The organism is Janthinobacterium sp. GW456P (assembly GCF_002127655.1).
Taxonomy (GTDB): Bacteria; Pseudomonadota; Gammaproteobacteria; order Burkholderiales; family Burkholderiaceae_D; genus Janthinobacterium.
In genome coordinates this window covers 192640-211988 of the sequence record NZ_NEHB01000010.1, presented here as the reverse complement: position 1 = coordinate 211988, position 19349 = coordinate 192640, and the positions used below count along the sequence as shown (strand labels likewise).

The following is a 19349-nucleotide window of genomic DNA, read 5'->3' as shown; positions in this document are numbered from 1 at the left end:
TTTAATCACCTCTGGAGTGATACATGAAAGCACTGCTCGATCTATTCAAGCAAGTACAGACCAACGAGACCTTCGATGCAATCAAGATCGGTCTCGCTTCGCCTGAGAAAATCCGTTCGTGGTCCTACGGCGAAGTCAAAAAGCCGGAAACCATCAACTACCGTACCTTCAAGCCTGAGCGCGATGGCCTGTTCTGCGCCAAGATCTTTGGCCCGATCAAGGATTACGAATGCCTGTGCGGCAAGTACAAGCGCCTGAAGCACCGCGGCGTGATCTGCGAAAAGTGCGGCGTCGAAGTCACCCTGGCCAAAGTGCGCCGCGAGCGCATGGGCCACATCGAGCTGGCCTCGCCGACCGCGCACATCTGGTTCCTGAAGTCGCTGCCGTCGCGTCTGGGCATGGTCCTGGACATGACGTTGCGGGACATCGAACGCGTGCTGTACTTTGAAGCATACGTGGTGACCGATCCAGGCATGACCCCGCTGAAAAAATGCCAGATCATGTCGGAAGACGACTACGCCGCCAAGTACGAAGAGTACGGCGACGACTTCACCGCCTTCATGGGCGCCGAAGGTATCCGTGAACTGCTGCGCTCGATCGACATCCACCGCGATGCCGAAACCCTGCGCGTGGAACTGAAGGAATCGAAATCCGAAGCCAAGATCAAGAAATACGCCAAACGTCTTAAAGTTTTAGAGGCGTTCCAGCGTTCGGGCATCAAGCCTGACTGGATGATCATGGAAGTGCTGCCAGTGCTGCCGCCGGAACTGCGTCCGCTGGTACCGCTGGACGGTGGCCGTTTCGCGACCTCGGATCTGAACGATCTGTATCGCCGCGTCATCAACCGTAACAACCGTCTGAAACGCCTGATGGAGCTGCGCGCTCCAGAGATCATCACGCGCAACGAAAAGCGCATGCTGCAAGAAGCGGTCGACTCGCTGCTGGACAACGGCCGTCGCGGCAAAGCGATGACCGGCGCCAACAAGCGTCCGCTGAAGTCGCTGGCAGAGATGATCAAGGGCAAGGGCGGCCGTTTCCGTCAAAACTTGCTGGGCAAACGCGTCGATTACTCCGGTCGTTCGGTCATCGTCGTGGGCCCGCAATTGAAACTGCATCAGTGCGGCCTGCCGAAACTGATGGCGCTGGAACTGTTCAAGCCATTCATTTTCAATAAACTGGAACTGATGGGTCTGGCGACCACGATCAAGGCCGCGAAAAAGCTGGTCGAGATTCAAGAGCCGGTCGTGTGGGACATCCTGGAAGACGTGATCCGCGAACATCCGATCATGCTGAACCGCGCACCGACCTTGCACCGTCTGGGTATCCAGGCGTTCGAGCCAGTGCTGATTGAAGGCAAGGCCATCCAGCTGCACCCGCTCGTCTGCGCCGCATTCAACGCCGACTTTGACGGTGACCAAATGGCGGTCCACGTTCCTCTGTCGATCGAAGCGCAGATGGAAGCACGCACCCTGATGCTGGCATCGAACAACATCCTGTTCCCATCGAACGGCGAACCGTCGATCGTGCCGTCGCAGGATATCGTGCTGGGTCTGTACTACGCGACCCGCGAAGCGATCAATGCGAAGAACGAAGGGATGATGTTCCCTGACGTGTCGGAAGTGATCCGCGCCTACGACAACAAGGAAGTCGAACTGACGACCCGCGTCACCGTGCGTATTACCGAGTACCCGAAAAACGCCGAAACGGGCGAATTCGAGAAAACGGTCACGCGTTACGAAACGACGATCGGCCGTGCCATCCTGTCGGAAATTCTGCCAAAAGGCCTGCCGTTCTCCGTCCTGAACCGCGCGCTGAAAAAGAAAGAAATTTCCAAGCTGATCAACACGTCGTTCCGCAAGTGCGGCCTGCGCGCCACCGTGGTGTTCGCAGACAAACTGATGCAATCGGGTTTCCGCCTGGCGACACGCGCCGGTATCTCGATCTGCGTCGACGACATGCTGGTACCGCCTCAAAAAGTCACCCTGATCGCGACGGCCGAATCGGAAGTCAAGCAGATCGAACAGCAATACGCCTCGGGTCTCGTGACCGCCGGCGAGCGTTACAACAAGGTCGTCGATATCTGGGGCAAGACCTCCGATGAAGTCGGCAAGGCCATGATGGACCAGCTCAAAGTCGAAGACGTGATCCGCCGCGACGGCACCCAGTCGACGCAAGAATCGTTCAACGCCATTTACATGATGGCCGACTCCGGCGCGCGCGGTTCCGCAGCCCAGATTCGCCAGTTGGCCGGTATGCGTGGTCTGATGGCCAAACCGGATGGTTCGATTATCGAAACGCCGATTACCGCGAACTTCCGCGAAGGCCTGAACGTGTTGCAGTACTTCATTTCGACCCACGGCGCTCGTAAAGGTCTGGCCGATACGGCGCTGAAAACGGCTAACTCCGGTTACCTGACGCGCCGTCTGGTCGACGTGACGCAGGATCTGGTGGTGATCGAGGACGATTGCGGCACCATGAACGGTACAGTCATGAAGGCCCTGGTTGAAGGCGGTGAAGTCATCGAACCGTTGCGTGACCGTATTCTCGGCCGCGTGGTGGTGCATGACGTCGTCAATCCTGAAACTCAGGAAACCCTGTATGACGCCGGCACCCTGATGGACGAAGACATGGTCGAAGAGATCGAGCGTCTGTCCATCGATGAAGTCAAGGTGCGTACGCCACTGACTTGCGACACGCGCTTCGGCCTGTGCGCCAAGTGCTATGGCCGCGACCTGGGCCGCGGCATGCTGGTCAACGCCGGCGAAGCCGTCGGTGTGGTGGCAGCGCAGTCGATTGGTGAACCTGGTACCCAGCTGACCATGCGTACCTTCCACATTGGTGGTGCGGCATCGCGTGCGGCAGTGGCATCGTCGGTGGAAGCCAAATCGAACGGTACCATCCGCTTCACGGCAACCATGCGTTACGTGACGAACGGCAAGGGCGCGCAAATCGTCATTTCCCGTTCCGGCGAAGTGCTGATCACCGACGACCATGGCCGTGAGCGTGAGCGTCATAAAGTACCGTACGGCGCGACCCTGATCGTCAAGGACGGCATGGTCATCAAGGCCGGTACGGCCCTGGCAACGTGGGATCCGCTGACCCGTCCGATCATTACCGAATACGCCGGTCAAGTGCGTTTCGAGAACGTCGAAGAAGGCGTCACCGTGGCCCGTCAGGTCGACGAAGTGACCGGTCTGTCCACCCTGGTGGCGATCGATGCAAAACGTCGCGGCTCGCTGACGAAAACGTTGCGTCCGCAAGTCAAGCTGATCAACGACGCGAACGAAGAAGTCAAGATCGCCGGCACCGAACACTCGGTGGCGATCGGCTTCCAGGTCGGCGCGCTGATCATGGTCAAGGACGGTCAACAGGTATCGGTGGGTGAAGTGCTGGCACGTATCCCGACCGAATCGCAAAAAACGCGCGATATTACCGGTGGTCTGCCACGCGTTGCGGAACTGTTCGAAGCGCGCTCGCCGAAAGATGCCGGTATGCTGGCGGAAGTCACGGGTACGGTTGCGTTCGGTAAAGAAACCAAGGGCAAGCAGCGTCTGGAAATCACGGACATGGACGGCAACAAGCACGAGTTCCTGATTACCAAGGACAAGCAAGTGCTGGTGCATGACGGCCAGGTCGTGAACAAGGGCGAGATGATCGTGGACGGCCCGGCCGATCCGCAAGACATCCTGCGCCTGCTGGGTATCGAAGCGCTGGCTCGCTACATCGTTGACGAAGTTCAGGACGTGTACCGTCTGCAAGGCGTGAAGATCAATGACAAGCACATCGAAGTGATCGTGCGTCAGATGTTGCGCCGCGTGCAGATCGTCAATGCCGGCGACACCAACTACATCGTTGGCGAGCAGGTGGAGCGTTCGGAACTGCTGGACGAGAACGATCGCGTAACGTCGGAGAACAAGATTCCTGCGACCTACGAGAACGTCTTGCTGGGTATTACCAAGGCATCGCTGTCGACCGATTCGTTCATCTCGGCCGCATCGTTCCAGGAAACCACCCGCGTGCTGACCGAAGCGGCGATCATGGGCAAACGCGATGGTCTGCGTGGCCTGAAAGAGAACGTCATCGTCGGCCGCCTGATTCCTGGCGGTACGGGCCTGGCCTTCCACCGCGCACGCAAAGAGAAAGAAGCGTGGGAAGTGGAAGAGCGTCAAGCGCTGCTGCTGGCCGAGAAAGCCTCGATGGCTGGCGAAGCTGCCGAAGCGTTGCAAGATATCGAGACCCAGCAACACCACGGCGACGAAGCGTAATCTGCGCTGCTAGCTGACAAGAACGGCACCTTCGGGTGCCGTTTTTTTATGCCTGTTGCGCGGCCTTCCGCTGCGCCCGAAAAGAAGCGTGGGAAGTGGAAGAGCGTCAAGCGCTGTTGCTGGCCGATAAAACCACGCTGTCCGGTGTAGCCACCGAAGATCTGCTGGAAAATCGAGACTCAGCAACACCACGGCGACGAAGCGTCATCTGCGCTGATAGCTGACAAGAACGGCATCTGCGGGTGCCGTTTTTTTATGCCATTTCCTCTCGTCTGCGAGGCAGGTAGCGAGGGAGGCGGAAGAACGGCAAGCGCTGCTGCTGGCCGATACAAGCACGCTGTCCGGTGTAGCCACCGAAGATCTGCCCGCTTATCGAAACCCGGCAACACCACGGCGACGAAGCGTCATCTGCGCTGATAGCTGACAAGAACGGCACCTTCGGATGCCGTTTTTTATTACCGGTCGCTTATTCAATACATGTTGACGCATAGTCCGGAATACGAAAAATCATGGTGCTGCTTTATATCCAATATTATCGGCACGCCAAAGCGCGATTTAACTGGCGCCTTGAAGTTTTGGATGTCTGCGTAAAGTGACGTGGGCCAGGTATTGAAGCTCCTGCTGAGCCATGCCCTTATTAATGGCTGAGATAAGGAATAAAGTCTCTGTATCTGATTCACCTGTTTGCTTGGCGTATCAATATCGCTGCGTGACTATCAAGCTTGGCATACTTGAATTGATGGGTTAAATATCGGCGGTGCGCCTGGCGCCAGGCTGGCCGATGCGGTGGTGCGGAGTCTCCGGCCGGCGTGTCGGCAAATCTGAAGTGAGCACTCACAAGAATGGCGGATTGCCGCCTGCGCGCCGTTGGGCCTCCCCGCTTTGCTGAGCATGGGCTCGCGCGACTGCTTCTGGCGGCGCATCACGCGTTGTTGCAGCGTCGCGTCCTATTGTTGTTGCCACGCCAGTTTTCAGTTCATTCATGCTAAGATTTGGCGCATGATTGCCCAAGCCCTGTTTACTCCCGCCCAGCAGAAATTGCTGGGATTGCTGTTTGTCCGCGTGAATGAAGGCTTTCACTTGAACGAGATCATGCGCTTGACGGGCATGGGGAGCGCGTCGGCGCAGCGCGAACTGCGCCGGCTGCATGAGGCCGGCCTGATCATATCGGAGCGGATCGGCAATGTGCGGCGCTTCTGGCCCAACAAGGAAAGCCTCGTGTATCCGGAGTTGAGCGGACTGGTGCAAAAAACCTTCGGCATCGTCGGCGTGCTCAGCATGACCCTGGCGCCCTTGCGTGCCCAGCTGCACCTGGCATTTGTGTCGGGCGCCACGGCGAAGGGACAGGACATGCCTGGCAGCGCCATCGATTTGCTGCTGGTGGGCGAAGAAGCCAATTATGGCGATCTGTTGACGCGATTGGCTCCGGCCGAGCGAACCTTAAGGCGTAAAATCAATCCCAACCTATATACGCTGTCTGATTATCGGCGCCGCTTGCGAGAGGGGCAGCCATTTCTGCTGCAAGTATTACAGCAGCCGAAGCTGTTTGTGATTGGCGATGAATCGGCTTTGCAGGCGCTGGAATTACCGGATCAGCCATGGCAGTCGAATGGCTTGCCATCTGTTTTTTAACGGTCGGAGTTGATAATCAATTTCTGATATAAGCTGAAGTTGTTTGCTGAAATAATATCTGAGGCGGATTGATCGTATGATGAACAAATTACAGGCTTTCGGTTTAATTGTTTCCCAAGCGGTGCGCGGGGAATTAACGTTCCCCACGAGTGTTAATTCAGCACTGCAATTACAATTGGCCCTGGCTGAACCGGACTGCCATATCGACCATGCGATCAAGCTGGTACTGGCCGAGCCCCTGCTGGCGGCGCGCACGGTCGCGCTGGCCAATTCGGCCGTCTATAGCCGCGGCGACGCGGCGCCCGTGACCAGCGTGCGCGCCGCCGTCATGCGCATGGGATACCGCAATTTGTATGCGCTGGTGGCGGCCATGGTGGTGCGCCAGTTCGGCAGCAAGATCATCGATCCCATCCTGCGCCAGAAGGCGACCCAGCTGTGGGAGCACACGGCGCACGTGGCGGCGTTGGCGCATGTGCTTGCCCGCCGCGTGACGCACGTCGATGCCGACACGGCGCTGTTCGCCGGCATCGTGCATGAGGTGGGCGGTTTTTACCTGTTGTCGCGTGCCGATGAATTTCCCGGCCTGCTCGACGACGATGCCGATCACTGGATGGAGTCCGCCGAAGAGATCATTTCGCGCGAAGTCATGAAAAAGCTGCTGATCCCGCTGGCCGTGAGCGAAGCCATCGAAGGCTTGCGCGATGGCTTGCTGTCCATTCCGCCTGACTCCCTGCTCGATACCCTGTTGTTGGCCAAACAACTATCGCCTGTGCCCTCGCCCTTGCAGGCGACCTATGTGGAAATGCTTACACCTTCCGATTCCGTCATCGATTTTATTATCGACAATGAAACCCTGCAAAGCATCCTGGCTGAATCGGCCGAGGAAGTGCGTTCGATGAGTGCGGCGCTGCTCGTCTGACCTGGTGGTGTCGCCTGCCGACGCCGCTCAATGGCCGGGATGCAGCACGACCTTGATGCATTGCTCCTGTTTCTTCTGGAAGATCTCGTAGCCGTGCGGCGCTTCGTCCAGGCTCAAGTGGTGGGAAATGATGGCGCCGGGATCGAGCTCGCCCCGTTGTATCCGTTCCAGCAGCGGCTGCATATAGCGCTGCACGTGCGTTTGCCCCGTCTTGATGGTCAATGAACGGTTCATGATGGAGCCAAACGGAATCTTGTCGCTGAAGCCGCCATAGACCCCCGGCACCGAGACGACGCCGCCGTTGCGGCATGCCATCAAGGCTTCGCGCAGGGCCGTGGGACGGTCCGATTCCAGTTTCATCGTCTGCTTGAGGCGGTCGTAGATATAGCTGATGCCGGAACCGTGCGCTTCCATGCCGACGGCATCGATGCACGCATCAGGGCCCCGTCCTCCCGTCATTTCCCGTAGCGCATCGGGGACGTCCACCGCATCGAAATGCAGGGTTTCGGCGCCGGACAGCTCGCGCGCCATGCGCAGGCGTTCCGGGTAATGGTCGATGGCGATGACGCGCTCGGCGCCGAGCAGGAAGGCGCTCTGGATGGCGAACTGCCCCACGGGGCCGCAACCCCACACGGCCACCACCTGGCCCGGCGCGATGGCGCACGCTTCGGCCGCCATGTAGCCGGTCGGCAGTATGTCAGAGAGAAACAGCACTTGTTCATCCTTGAGCTCGTCTGGTACCTGGATGGGGCCGACGTCGGCAAACGGCACGCGCACATATTCCGCCTGGCCGCCCGCGTAGCCGCCTGTCAGGTGGGAATAGCCAAAGATGCCCGCGCCCGAGTGGCCCCACATCTTTTCCGCCATGTAGGCGTTGGGATTGGAGTTTTCGCACACCGAGTACAGCTGTTGTTCGCAAAAGAAGCAGCGTCCGCAGGCGATGGGAAACGGCACGACCACCCGTTCTCCCACCTTGAGCTTGCGCACCGCGGCACCCACCTCCACCACTTCGCCCATGAATTCATGGCCGAGGATGTCGCCTTGTTCCATGCTGGGCACGACGCCATTGTAGAGGTGCAAATCGGAACCGCAGATGGCCGTGGAACTGACCTTGATGATGGCGTCTCCGGGATTGAGGATGGCGGGATCGGGTACTTGTTCGATCCGCACGTCGCGCTTGCCGTGCCAGCAATTGGCTTTCATGACACACCTCCGTTTGCTTGCGGTCGAGGGGCAGCGGCTGTGTTGTTAGCCTTGTGCAGCAAGCGCGTCTTGAAGCTGCGCTTGCCAGACGGCTGGCCCTCGGTGGTGCTGACCTCGCCCGTTTCCATCCACTGCTTGAAGCGGCGCAAGGTGGTTTCGATCTGGTAGGCGGGCGCCTGGCTGAACAGGCCCGCCACGGCCGCGCCCACCTTGCCGGCTGGCGGCTGCATGTGCAGTTGCATGGTGACCACGGTGCCGCGCCCATCGGGGGCGGGCGACAGTTCCAGCGCGCCCGTCTCGGCATGGTGCTCCGCCGCGCGCCAGCGCAAGCCCTGGCCCGGACGCTCTTGCGTCAGTTCGCCTATCCACTCGCCTTCGACGCTTTGCCAGCGCGAGCGGCGCGCATCGATCAGCTGCACCGACTGCAGGCCCGGCATGAAGCGGGGCAGGTTTTCCAGGTCGCGCCAGGCGCGGTAGCAATCGTCGGCGGAGCGGTTGACGATCACGCTCTTTTGCAGCGCCAGTCCCTGTTCGCCGGGCGCCGGCAATTCGCTCAGCTTGCGCGGCGCCAGTTGGGCGCCGGCGATATAGTCGATGGCCGTCACGCCTGCCACCACGGCCGCCGTCGCCGCCAGGCGCTTGCGCGCATGGCGCCGGCTGGCCATGGCCACGCCCAGCAGCGACAGGTCCATGGCGTCGCCGGCGATGCGCGACCAGCGCCATGCCGGAGCGGTTTCGCCGCGCAGCAAGGCCACGCCGCACGCCATTTCGCGCAGGCCGATGGCGCGTATCCAGAAAGACGAGACGCCGCGCAAGCCGCTGGCCCGCGCCAGACCGCGCGGTGCCACCAGCTGGGCCAGGCCCAGGCCGATGCTGAGCCAGCCAAGCGCCGTGAGCAAGGCATGGCTGGCGTGCGCGGTATCGTCGGGAATGTGGCGCTGCAGCCGCCTATTGGCCTGGCCGCGCGCACTCGTGTAGTGCAGAATGGCGTCATGCCCATGCCCTGGTATCTTCGCTGACGCTGGCCAGGCGGATGGGCTGGCCGTGGCAGCGTCGTTCCTGTCTTCGTTTTGCATGCTCATGCTGCCTCCCTTCCGTGTATGGGAATTAGGCAGCATTGCCTGATACGCGTTCCGGCAGGCGTGGGCGAGATGCGCTGGATCTGTGCCAGATCAAGCATCGGGGCGAAAAAAAACGGCAGCCCCGACGGGAGCTGCCGCTGTTGCGGGGGCTAGCTTACTTCTGCTGCGCGATCCACCGGTCGACCTTGGCTTCCAGCAGTTTCAGGGGCAGGGTGCCGTCACTGAGCACCACTTCGTGGAACTTTGGCAGGCTGAACTTGTCGCCCAACGCCTGCTGGGCGCGCTGGCGCAGTTCGACGATTTTCAGCGAACCGATCTTGTATCCCAGCGCCTGGCCAGGCCAGGCCATGTAGCGTTCCGTTTCGCTCCTCGCCACGGCGTCGTAGCCAAGGGTATCGCGCATGTACTTGATCGTCTGCTCGCGCGTCCAGCCCTTGGTGTGCAAGCCTGTGTCGACCACCAGGCGCACGGCGCGCAGCATCTCGTCGTTCAAATGGCCGAAGTACTGGGCCGGATCGTCGAACAGACCCATTTCCTTGCCCAGGGTTTCCGCGTACAGGGCCCAGCCTTCCGTGAAGGCATTATTGCCGCCGAAACGGCGGAAATTCGGCAAGTCCATCTCTTGCACCAGCGCCAGGTGGAAATGGTGGCCAGGTTTACCTTCGTGCAGGAACAGGGTGGTCATGCCCGTGTCGCCATACAGTTTCGGATCGGTGACGACGGACCAGAACACGCCCGGGCGCGAACCGTCGGCGGCCGGCGCCGTGTAATGATCGGCGGCCGTGTCGCGGCTCAGTTCAGGTTCCAGGCGCAAGTCCAGCGGCGCTTTCGGCACCAGGGTGAACAGGGCGGGTAATTTGCTGTCGAGCAGCACGTTCAGCTTGCGGTAGACGTCGAGCACTTCCTGCTCCGTCTTGAACGGGCGGTATTTCGCCTGTTCCGAGACCCACACGGGCAAGCCGGCGGCCGGGCCGTTGTAGCCCATCTTCGGGCCGACGATCGCATATTGTTCCTGGATGCGCGCCACTTCGCGCAAGCCGATGGCGTGGATTTGCTCCGGTTTCAAATCCGTCGTGGTGCTGCTGGCCACGCGCGCCTGGTACCAGGCGGCGCCATCGGGCAGGGCGCTCCAGCCGCTGCTCGTGCGGCCGGCCGGCAGGTAATCGCGTTCCATGAAGGTGGCCAGGCGCTGCAGCGCCGGCATCAGCTTGGCCTCGATGATGACGGTGTAGGTTTGCGTCAGGCGCGCCTTGTCGGCGGCGGAAAAGCTGGCCGGCAAGTTCTTGATGGGCGTGTAATAGACGCTGTCCTGCGGCGTGGCGCTGACGAGCTTCTTGAATTGCGGCAGGGCCGATTCCGTCAGCGCCTTCGGCAGCACGATGCCCTTTTGCATGCCGACTTTCATGTTGGCGATGGCCTGGTCTATCCAGCCTGGCAACTGGCCGATACGGCTCAGGTAAGCGTCATACTCCTTGACCGTGGTCAAAGGCTGCGATGCCTCGCCGCCCGCATAATTGGCCAGGGTGACGGGCATGCTGTCCATCTGGTTGAGCGGCAGCAGGTATTCGGGGAAGCGCTCGAAGCTCAGGGCCGTCGCCAGCTCATAGTCGAGGATATCGTAGTTGATCTGGTCCTGGTGCGACAGCTGCGCGCGGGCAATGCCGCGCAGGGTTTTCTGGTACTGGCGGTACAGGGCAAACTGTTTGGCGCGCACGGCGGGCACGATGGCTGAACCGATCTGGTCGTCAAAACGGTTGTCGCCGCTCTCGGTGGCATTGATCGGCTCGAAACGGGCCAGCGCATCATAGTACTGGTCGGCCAGCACTTGCAGCTGCTGCCTGGCTTTTGGCGCGCTGACGGCCGGCGCGACGGCTGCTTTGGCCGCGGGCTGGGCCGCTTGCGTCATGGGCGCGTAGGCGAGCAGCAGGGAGATGGCCAGGGTGCCGAGGGTGCCGGCGGCAAAACGATGCTTCATGCGCGATGTCCTTTGTAAGGAGGGGAATGAATGGAGGCGTTGCGGGTCGGGGTGGCCGGTCGCGTGGGAGCAGCCGGGGCGTAAGCATACGCCATTGCCCAGTGCGTTTGGATAAATTATGCGGAAGGAATGTTGCTATTTTGCCGTAGGCGGCAGGGCCGCTTTCATGGCTGGCCAATGGCTGCTGCTCAAGGGAAGGCAGGCAGGGCAGGGCGTGGCGGCGATCAGGCTTTTGATCTGCCGCGCGCGCGCCGCCGTTTGCGGATGCGAGGAAATCCAGCCCGGGACCTTGGCCTGGTCCTTCTCATCGAGCTTCTGGAAAAAGCGCAGTATGCCGTCGGGGCGGATGCGCGCGCGCTGCAAGGCCAGCAAGCCGAGCCGGTCCGCCTCTTCCTCCATGTCGCGGCTGAAATACAGGGTGCCGGCCTGGTGCGCCAGCATGGCGGCCACGGCGCTGATGTCGCCGATGGTCAGCCCCACCAGGGCGCCCCAGCCGAGGCTGCTGATCATTTGCCGCAGCGAATGGCGCTGTTCCACATGCTGCACTTCATGCGCGAGCACGCCGGCCAGCTCGCCCGGGTCCCCCGCCTGGCGCAGCAAGCCCGTATGCACGACGACGATGCCGCCGGGCATGGCAAGCGCGTTGACCGTATCGTCCTGCTTGACCAGCCAGCGGTACTCGTAGCGCGACCCGGCCGTCAGCTTGCGGCCGATGTCCTGCACCGTCTGCTGCGCCACGCCGCTGTCAACGATGCCGCCCTGCGCACGCACTTGCGCCAGGGCCAGTTCGCCCAGCTGCTTTTCCGTCGACAAGGGGATCCATCCCGACAGCGCGCCGACGGCATGGCCGCCTTGCCACCACAGCAGGGCAGCAGCGACGACGGCCGCGCCCGTCAAACCGGCCAGCCAGCCCGACACTTGCCGCCGGTTGCGCTGGCGCTCGCCCCACAGCCGCTGCAATTGCGGCTGCAGCGCGGCCGGCGCTTCGCGCAAGACGATGGCGATGTCGTCCGCTGTCAGCGGCTTGAGCGACGCTTGCCGGCCTTGTGCATCGAGCCAGTTCAGGAACAGTTCAGGGTGCTCCATGCCGCCCACGCTGACGACCAGCTGCGCGATATCGACAGGGGAGCCGGGCGCATCGATGGCCAGCTGCGCGCCGAAGAAGTGCGCGCTGACGGGCGTGCCGGCGGCACCGCCATCGGGACCGGTCAGCCGTGCCTGGAATGGCGTCATGCCACAGCCTCGGCAAAGCGGCTTTCATATAACGCCGCCATCAGGTCGGACTGGCTGATGATGCCGGCCAGGCGTTCTTCGTCATCCACGATGGGAATATGGTGGTAGCCGGCGTCGGCCATCAAGGGCACGAGGTCGATGATGGGCGTGCCCAGGCGGGCCGTGTGCGGCGACGGCGTCATCAGCTGGCCCACCGCTTCCGGCTTGTCGCTGTGGGACAGGCCGCTGCGCTGCAGCAGGCCGCGCAGCCGCTGGCGCATGCCCTGATAATCGTCGAGCCCGCCATGGCGCAGGAAATCCGTCTGCGTGATGATGCCGATGACGCGGCGCGCCCGGTTCACGACGGGGAGCGCACCCACATCGTGCTCGCGCATGGTGCGCCAGGCAACATCGAGAGGCGTGCCGAATTCCACGCTGAGCACGTCTTTCGACATGATGTCGGCGCAGGTGACGACGCCGAAGCGGCGCTGGTAGGCGCGCATTTCCGTTTGCAGGAAAATCGCTTGCAGATCGTCGCGGCTGATGTCGAGCACCTCGCTGTGCTGGCGCAAGACGGCGTCGAGATCATCCGGTGAAAAGCCCAGGCGGTTGCTGGGCACCTCATCCTTGGTGGCGTGCGGATGCGGCGCCACCAGTTGCTGGATGTGCGGGTAGCGGCGCCCCGTCAGGTTGTTGTACAGCACGGCGCAGGCGACCAGCACGGCGGAATTGAACAGCACGGTGATGAAGACGAATTCAAAGCCGGCCGCATGCACGCTGGCGCCGCCGACGACGGTGGTGAGCGCCACGGCGCCGCCCGGCGGATGCAAACAGCGCAGCGCAAACATGGCGCCGATGGCCAGGCAGGCGGCCAGCGCCGCCACGCCCACGCTCGATCCCAGCCATTTGACGCAGGCCATGCCGACCAGGCCGGAGACGACGTTGCCGCCCACCACGGACCATGGTTGCGCCAGCGGGCTGGCCGGCAGGCAGAACAGCAGCACGGCCGAGGCGCCCATGGGCGCGATCAGGTAGACGCTGGCGCTGTCCGGGGCCAGCAGGAAATGGCAGATCAGGCCCGTCAGCAGCAGGCCGCAGATGGCGCCCGCGCAGGCGCGCAATTGTTCGCGGCGGCTGCCGTTGTTCGGTTGCGGCAGCCAGCGTGCCAGGAAAGAAGTCGTCATGGGGAGGGCGCGTTCGGGCCGCGTTGCTCAGTGTCAGTGTGAGCCCGATATTATCCCATGCGTTGCATTTCGCTGCCTGTGGGCATTAATCCTCGGCGCAGACGGCTTGCAAGCCGTGCCGCGTCAGCAGCGTCCTGGTGGCTGCGATGGCGGGCGCCGCCGGCTTGCTGCTGACGCAGGCATAGATGTCATTGAGGACGATTGCCGCATCTTTGCCCGTGACGGCGGCCATCAGTTCGGCCAGGTTGCGGTCGGAAAAGTGTTCGTACAGCAGGGCCAGCACGGCGAAATACGCTGTATCGGGCATGCCGCCGGGATAGGCGCTACGCAACATGCGCGCGGCGCCGGACAGCGTAGGGGGTAAGGCATTTGGCATGTTCAAGCGGCTACTCCTTGCTGGTGCGGATACGCGCTTATACGTTTTCCGCATAAGCACAGTGCAATTAAATGGTGGATATTTCCCACAAGCAGGCATATTCTAGACAATCACGCCCGCTGGCGCCTGTCCAGCCGGCTTCACGATTTTCTTTCAGGAGCCCCCGCATGCGCTTTTCCATCTTGCTCGCCAGTCTGCTGCTTGCCGGCACCGCCGTTGCCGCCGCCCCCACACCGGCCAACCCGGTCGCCACGCCGCATCTGCCGTACAACGCGGCGGCCGATGCCAAGGCCGACGTGGCCCGCGCGCTGGCCGAGGCCAAGGCGGCGCACGTGCCCGTGCTGCTGATCTTTGGCGCCAACTGGTGCGAGGATTGCCGCGCACTCGACAAGGCCTTGAAGGAAGGCAAGAACGCAGAGTTGATGCAACAGCAGTTCAAGGTCGTCAAGGTCGACGTGGGTAACTTCGACCATAACCTGGACGTGGCGCAAGCCTATGGCAATCCGCTCAAGAAAGGCATCCCGGCTGCCGTCCTCGTATCGAGCGACAACAAGCAGGTGCTGTACGCCACCAAGGGCGGCGAACTGGCGAATGCCCGCCGCATGAGCGAGAGCGGCATTTACGATTTCTTCAAGCAAGCCGCCAGCGTGAAAGCGCCAGCGATTTAAGCGTTTTCCAACATTCCTTAAAACTCTTCCCACGCATCGCTGGCCGGCGCTTTCGGGCGCGATGGCGTGGGCAGCATGGGCTTGTGCGCCGGCTGCCGAGGCTGCTGCTGCGCCGCATGCCCCGTTTCTTCCAGCTTGAAGACGCTGACCACCTGCGCCAAGCGTCCCGCCTGGTCCTGCAAGGATTGGGCTGCCGCCGCTGCTTCTTCCACCAGCGCCGCATTTTGCTGGGTCGCGTCATCCATCTGCGTGACCGTGGCATTGACTTGCGCGATGCCCTGGCTTTGTTCCTGGCTGGCCGAAGCGATCTCGCCCATCAGGTCGGCCACCCTCTGCACGGAGACGACGATGTCCTGCATGGTGGCGCCGGCCGAGTCGACCAGCTTGCTGCCCGCTTCGACCTTGCTGCCGGAGTCGACGATCAAGTCCTTGATTTCCCTGGCTGCAGCCGCTGAGCGTTGCGCCAGGTTGCGCACCTCGGTTGCCACGACGGCAAAGCCGCGGCCCTGTTCGCCCGCGCGGGCCGCCTCGACGGCCGCGTTCAGGGCGAGGATATTGGTTTGAAAGGCAATGCCGTCGATCACGCCGATAATGTCCGCGATCTTGCGCGAACTTTCCGTAATCGCACCCATCGTCTGCACCACCTGGTCGACCACTTCGCCGCCCTTGACGGCGTGGCCCGAGGCCGACACCACCAGCTGGTTCGCCTGGCGCGCGTTGTCCGCATTCTGTTTCACGGTCGACGTCAGCTCTTCCATGGCCGCGGCCGTTTCTTCCAGGCTCGATGCCTGGGCTTCCGTGCGGGCCGACAGATCCAGGTTGCCCGACGCGATCTGGCTCGATGCGCTGGCAATGGCCCCGGTACTGTCGCGAACTTCGCGTATCGTCACGTTCAGCGACGCGACGAAGCGGTTGAAGGCAGCGGCCAGCGCGCCGACCTCGTCTTCCGATTCCACGGGCATGCGGCGGCTCAGGTCGCCATTCCCACTGGCGATTTCGCTGAGCATGTCCGCTGCCCGCGCGACGGGCGCGGCGATGGCGCGGCTGATGACATAAATGATGCACAGGGCGATACCGCCACCGACCAGGCCGGCGATCAGGGCGGCGATCAGGGCCGAGCGCGTGACGTTGCCCAGCACTTCCGCTTCCGGCACTTCGGCCATCACATATAGATTGAGTTCCGGCACGAAGGAAGCGGCGACGAACTGGCGTCCCGCAGGCGCGTCGTAGACGGCGTACGCGTATTTGTTGCCGGTCAGCAGGCTCTTGCTCAGGCTATCGCTAAAGCCGGGCAGATCCTTGAGTGCATGCTTGCCGTCGGACAGGGCCGTGTCGCGATGCACCAGCAGCACGCCATTGGCGCGCGCTAGGTAGACATGGCCCGTCTGGCCGATCTTGTAGCTGCGGATGGTGTCGGCCAGCGCATTGATGGACAAGCCCAGGCCGGCCGCGATCTGCTTGCCGCCGGCCGTCTGGCCGCGCGCATTCAGGTACAGCATCAGGTCGCTGGAGTTTTCCGCCTTGTCGATATCGAGCGTGTAGGCCTTGTCTCCGGCCAGCAAGCCATAAAACCACTGGTCTGCCGCCTGGTTCTTGTCCAGGGTGCGCAGCAAGCCTTCGGTGGTGAAATATTTGCCCGTGCTGGCCGAGGCCCAGTTGATTGAGGCGGCCTTGTTCTTTTCCTTGACCACGGCAGCGTAGCGCTGGAAGGTGGCGATGCCGCTGTCGGGCAAGCCGGCGTCTTCCCAGTCTTGCAGATAAACATCGTTGGCCATGGTTTGCACCACGGACAGGGGTTGGCTGATCTGGCGCAGCACGTCGTTGCGGATCTCGCCCACTTGCGCCGGCAATTCCTGGCTGACGACGCGCTCGCGCACGTAATCGCTGCTCATGCGCACGCTGAGGAAAGACGAGATCGCCATGAAGAGCAGCAGGCACAAGCCCATGCTGAACAGGAGTTTTTTCTGGATGGAGAGGCGGCGGAGCAGAGACATGGAAGACCTTGGAAGATGGCCTGCACTACGGGCAGACAGGCCAACAGTATACCGGCCGCACTGTACGTTCCATCGCACCATTGCTGCTTTTCATTTACTTATGTTGCATTGCAGCAACGTCTTCTCGCCTCAGGCAGGCAAGCCGTGGGCGATCAATTCCAGCGGCAATTCCGTGCTGCACTTGATTTGTTCCATGGAAAAGGCGGATGACACCCCCGTCAGCTGCGCGGTCTTGATCAGCTTTTTGTAGAAGGTGTCGTAGCCCTTGATGTCGGTGGTGACGACTTTCAGCAGGTAGTCGATGTCGCCGCTCATGCGGTGAAATTCCTGTACTTCGGGCAAGACGATGACGGCGGCGGCGAAGCGGCGCAGCCATTTTTCATCGTGCTGGCCCGTGCGCACGCTGACGAACACGGTCACGGGCAAGCCCACTTTTTGCCGGTTCACGATGGCCACGCGGCTCTCGATATAGCCGTCTTCCTCCAGGCGCTTGACCCGCTTCCAGCATGGCGTGCTGGATAGGCCGATCTTCTCGCTGAGGGCGGCAATCGACAGAGTGCCGTCCTGCTGCAGGGCTGCCAAGATGGCGCAGTCGAATTTGTCGAGCGGGGTGTTTGGTGAATTCATTTTAGTATTCCGGTTTTTATAGCATGAACATGCTGCATAGTACCGTAGTTGCAGTGTCTTTTGGCATATCTTCACGGAGGCGTGCCGCTAGACTGTTCATATGTTCCAGCCGCCTGCGCTGTGCCTTTTTATAGAATACTCAGACTGCCATCATGAAAGAAATCTACCTCGACAGCAATGCCACCACTTGCGTGCTGCCCGCCGCCGTTGCCGCCGCCAAGCAGGCAATGGAGCAGGGCTATGGCAATCCCAGCAGCACCCACGCCACGGGCTTGCAGGCCAAGGCCATGCTGGATGGCGTGCGCCAGCGCGCCAGCGGCTTGCTGGGCGTGGGCGACGGCCGATTGATGTTCAACAGCGGCGCCACCGAAGGCATCCAGACGGCCGTGCTGTCGGCCCTGTGTGCGCTGCGCGAACGGCGCGACGCGGGCAAGCGCATCGGCAGCCTGCTGCTATATGGCGCGACCGAGCACAAGGCCGTGCCGGAAAGCCTGGCGCACTGGAACCGTTTACTGGGCCTGAACCTCGAAGTACGCAAGCTGCCCGTCGATGCGCAAGGGCGCCACGATCTGCAGGCGCTCGATGCGCTGATCGGCGAGGCGGCCATGCTGTGCACGATGGCGGCGAATAATGAAACCGGTGTCGTCAGCGATTTGTCCGCCATCGCCCAACTGCTGCAGGAACGCGGTGCCGACGCCTACTGGATGGTCGATTGCGTACAGGCGCTGGGCAAGCTGAAACTGAGCCTGGCCGCCACGCGCATCGATTACGCGCCGTTTTCCGGCCACAAGCTGTATGCGCCCAAGGGCATCGGCATGCTGTATGTGCGCGCCGGCGCTCCCTTTACGCCCTTGATGATGGGCGGCGGCCAAGAGGCGGGCCTGCGCTCGGGCACGGAAAACATGGCCGGTATCGCCGCGCTGGGCGCCGTGCTCGCCGCGCTGGACGATGGCAAGACCTTCCGCAGCCACGCCGACCTGGCCGCGTTCCGCGAGCAGCTGGTGGCCAGCCTGGAACGCGCTTTCCCCGGCATCGTGTTCAATATGCCGAGCGATTTGTCCTTGCCGACGACGCTTAATTTTTCCGTGCCTGGCCTGTCCTCGAAAGAGCTGCTGGACCTGTTCGACGCGGCGCGCGTGCGCGTCAGCTCGGGTAGCGCTTGTTCCGCCGCCAAGGCGCTGCCCAGCTATGTATTGGAAGCGATGCACGTGCCGCAATGGCGCGCCAGTTCCGCCATCCGTTTGTCGTTCGGTCCCCTGATCGACGCGGCGACGGTCGCTGCCGCCTGCGCGCGCATCGAGCGCTGCGGTGAAGCGCTGCGCAGCAGCTGTCTGCTGCCGTCGGCGCTGGCGCCATCGCCGCAGGACGGCGCGCAGGACGGCGTAGTCCAGCTGAGCGTGGACGGCCAGTGCACCTGGCTGCTCAGCGACGCCGCCAGCGCCAGTTGCGTCGTCATCGATCCCGCCGCCGCGCTCGTGCCGCGCCTGGCCGCCTTCATCCGCTGCCAGCACCTGGCCTTGCGCGCCATCGTGCACACGACGGCGCCCGCCGACCATGGCGCCGCGCGTCTCGCGCTGCTGCAGGAACTGGAGATCGAACAGGTCGGCCGCGTCGATATCGACGGCGAGCTGGCGCTGGGCCGGCAGCGGCTGCGCCGCATCGAGTGCGGCGAAACCCATGTGTATCTGCTGGAGCAGCGCTTCGCCTTCATCGGCTCCCTGGCGCCCGAAGCGCTGACCCCCTTGCTGGATGCGGCGCTGCTGACGCAAGACACGGTGCTGTGCGCGTCCGGCGACGACGGCAGCATCTGCGGCACCGTGCGCACGGTGCAGAACGGTAGCGTGCCGGCCGCCGAACTGCAGCTCGACGCGGCCGCCTTGCCCGCCTTCCTGCGGCAGCATCCCGACGCCATCCTGATCGACGTGCGCGAAGCGTATGAACACGCGGCGTGCGCCGGCACGGTATTCGAAGGCTGCGAGGTGCGCAGCGTACCGCTGAGCCGTCTGGCGGGGCAGGTGGCCGCCTGGCTGCAAGAACCTCGGCGCTCGCTGGTGTTTTTCTGCCGCAGCGGCAACCGCAGCGCACGCGCTAGCGCCTGCCTGCGCCGCCTAGGTCATGGCGCGGCATGGCAACTCAACGGCGGCATGGCGATGGCGGAGGCGAAGCGCCATCCGCTGGCGATTGCGGCCTGAGTTGCTTGAACTTTCTTCCA

Annotated in this window: 13 protein-coding genes; 5 read left to right on the top strand and 8 right to left on the bottom strand. The window is 62.4% G+C overall.

The window, feature by feature from the left end; all coding sequences use genetic code 11:
• The first annotated feature begins 23 nt into the window (after window positions 1-23).
• From rpoC to CBW66_RS11870, 3 genes are all read left to right on the top strand, one after another.
• Window positions 24-4265, top strand: a complete 4242-nt coding sequence (rpoC, locus tag CBW66_RS11880) for a DNA-directed RNA polymerase subunit beta' (RefSeq protein ID WP_086140053.1) — start codon at window positions 24-26, stop codon at window positions 4263-4265.
• Between the two features lie 891 nt (window positions 4266-5156).
• Entirely contained in the window at window positions 5157-5897 is a 741-nt protein-coding gene (locus CBW66_RS11875) for an ArsR family transcriptional regulator (protein WP_230492375.1), read from the top strand.
• Window positions 5898-5976: 79 nt separating this feature from the next.
• A complete protein-coding gene (locus CBW66_RS11870; protein WP_086140064.1) occupies window positions 5977-6816 on the top strand; it encodes an HDOD domain-containing protein in 840 nt (279 codons plus the stop codon).
• Between the two features lie 27 nt (window positions 6817-6843).
• Here CBW66_RS11870 and CBW66_RS11865 read toward each other — a convergent pair whose 3' ends face one another.
• From CBW66_RS11865 to CBW66_RS11840, 6 genes are all read right to left on the bottom strand, one after another.
• The gene (locus CBW66_RS11865; RefSeq protein WP_086140051.1) at window positions 6844-8019 is read right to left on the bottom strand and encodes a zinc-dependent alcohol dehydrogenase; all 1176 of its coding nucleotides are present in this window, start codon (window positions 8017-8019) and stop codon (window positions 6844-6846) included.
• Complete coding sequence (locus CBW66_RS11860) at window positions 8016-9101, bottom strand: SRPBCC family protein (RefSeq protein ID WP_230492374.1); 1086 nt, start codon at window positions 9099-9101, stop codon at window positions 8016-8018. The genes CBW66_RS11865 and CBW66_RS11860 overlap by 4 nt, the downstream gene beginning before the upstream one ends.
• Window positions 9102-9255: 154 nt before the next feature.
• On the bottom strand, window positions 9256-11076 hold the full coding sequence (locus tag CBW66_RS11855) for a DUF885 family protein (protein ID WP_086140050.1): 1821 nt from the start codon (window positions 11074-11076) through the stop codon (window positions 9256-9258).
• A gap of 135 nt (window positions 11077-11211) precedes the next feature.
• Window positions 11212-12309 (bottom strand): M48 family metallopeptidase, encoded by a 1098-nt coding sequence (locus CBW66_RS11850; protein ID WP_086140049.1) that lies wholly within the window; start codon window positions 12307-12309, stop codon window positions 11212-11214.
• A complete protein-coding gene (locus CBW66_RS11845) occupies window positions 12306-13472 on the bottom strand; it encodes an HPP family protein (protein WP_086140048.1) in 1167 nt (388 codons plus the stop codon). Before CBW66_RS11845 ends, CBW66_RS11850 begins: the two co-directional genes overlap by 4 nt.
• A gap of 85 nt (window positions 13473-13557) precedes the next feature.
• Window positions 13558-13848 carry a DUF3349 domain-containing protein gene (locus CBW66_RS11840; RefSeq protein ID WP_230492377.1) on the bottom strand — a complete coding sequence of 97 codons (291 nt, stop codon included), beginning with the start codon at window positions 13846-13848 and terminating at the stop codon, window positions 13558-13560.
• Between the two features lie 167 nt (window positions 13849-14015).
• Between CBW66_RS11840 and CBW66_RS11835 the strand changes: the two genes are divergently transcribed.
• The gene (locus CBW66_RS11835) at window positions 14016-14516 is read left to right on the top strand and encodes a co-chaperone YbbN (protein WP_086140046.1); all 501 of its coding nucleotides are present in this window, start codon (window positions 14016-14018) and stop codon (window positions 14514-14516) included.
• A 17-nt stretch (window positions 14517-14533) separates the two neighbouring features.
• Here the strand turns inward: CBW66_RS11835 and CBW66_RS11830 are convergent, their stop codons facing one another.
• Window positions 14534-16510, bottom strand: a complete 1977-nt coding sequence (locus CBW66_RS11830; RefSeq protein ID WP_086140045.1) for a methyl-accepting chemotaxis protein — start codon at window positions 16508-16510, stop codon at window positions 14534-14536.
• A 129-nt stretch (window positions 16511-16639) separates the two neighbouring features.
• Window positions 16640-17137 carry an Lrp/AsnC family transcriptional regulator gene (locus CBW66_RS11825; RefSeq protein WP_086140044.1) on the bottom strand — a complete coding sequence of 166 codons (498 nt, stop codon included), beginning with the start codon at window positions 17135-17137 and terminating at the stop codon, window positions 16640-16642.
• A 152-nt stretch (window positions 17138-17289) separates the two neighbouring features.
• On the opposite strand from CBW66_RS11825, the gene CBW66_RS11820 reads away from it, so the two are divergent.
• Complete coding sequence (locus CBW66_RS11820) at window positions 17290-19329, top strand: aminotransferase class V-fold PLP-dependent enzyme (RefSeq protein WP_086140043.1); 2040 nt, start codon at window positions 17290-17292, stop codon at window positions 19327-19329.
• The last annotated feature ends 20 nt before the right edge of the window (window positions 19330-19349 follow it).

What these genes read in the sequence shown, in the direction of transcription:
- CBW66_RS11835 (WP_086140046.1), top strand. Translation starts at nt 14,016, where the DNA reads ATGCGCTTTTCCATCTTGCTCGCCAGTCTGCTGCTTGCCGGCACCGCC.
- CBW66_RS11825 (WP_086140044.1), bottom strand. Translation starts at nt 17,137, where the DNA reads ATGAATTCACCAAACACCCCGCTCGACAAATTCGACTGCGCCATCTTG.
- CBW66_RS11840 (WP_230492377.1), bottom strand. Translation starts at nt 13,848, where the DNA reads ATGCCAAATGCCTTACCCCCTACGCTGTCCGGCGCCGCGCGCATGTTG.
- CBW66_RS11855 (WP_086140050.1), bottom strand. Translation starts at nt 11,076, where the DNA reads ATGAAGCATCGTTTTGCCGCCGGCACCCTCGGCACCCTGGCCATCTCC.
- CBW66_RS11870 (WP_086140064.1), top strand. Translation starts at nt 5,977, where the DNA reads ATGAACAAATTACAGGCTTTCGGTTTAATTGTTTCCCAAGCGGTGCGC.
- CBW66_RS11865 (WP_086140051.1), bottom strand. Translation starts at nt 8,019, where the DNA reads ATGAAAGCCAATTGCTGGCACGGCAAGCGCGACGTGCGGATCGAACAA.
- CBW66_RS11850 (WP_086140049.1), bottom strand. Translation starts at nt 12,309, where the DNA reads ATGACGCCATTCCAGGCACGGCTGACCGGTCCCGATGGCGGTGCCGCC.
- CBW66_RS11830 (WP_086140045.1), bottom strand. Translation starts at nt 16,510, where the DNA reads ATGTCTCTGCTCCGCCGCCTCTCCATCCAGAAAAAACTCCTGTTCAGC.
- CBW66_RS11860 (WP_230492374.1), bottom strand. Translation starts at nt 9,101, where the DNA reads ATGAGCATGCAAAACGAAGACAGGAACGACGCTGCCACGGCCAGCCCA.
- CBW66_RS11875 (WP_230492375.1), top strand. Translation starts at nt 5,157, where the DNA reads ATGGGCTCGCGCGACTGCTTCTGGCGGCGCATCACGCGTTGTTGCAGC.
- CBW66_RS11845 (WP_086140048.1), bottom strand. Translation starts at nt 13,472, where the DNA reads ATGACGACTTCTTTCCTGGCACGCTGGCTGCCGCAACCGAACAACGGC.
- rpoC (WP_086140053.1), top strand. Translation starts at nt 24, where the DNA reads ATGAAAGCACTGCTCGATCTATTCAAGCAAGTACAGACCAACGAGACC.
- CBW66_RS11820 (WP_086140043.1), top strand. Translation starts at nt 17,290, where the DNA reads ATGAAAGAAATCTACCTCGACAGCAATGCCACCACTTGCGTGCTGCCC.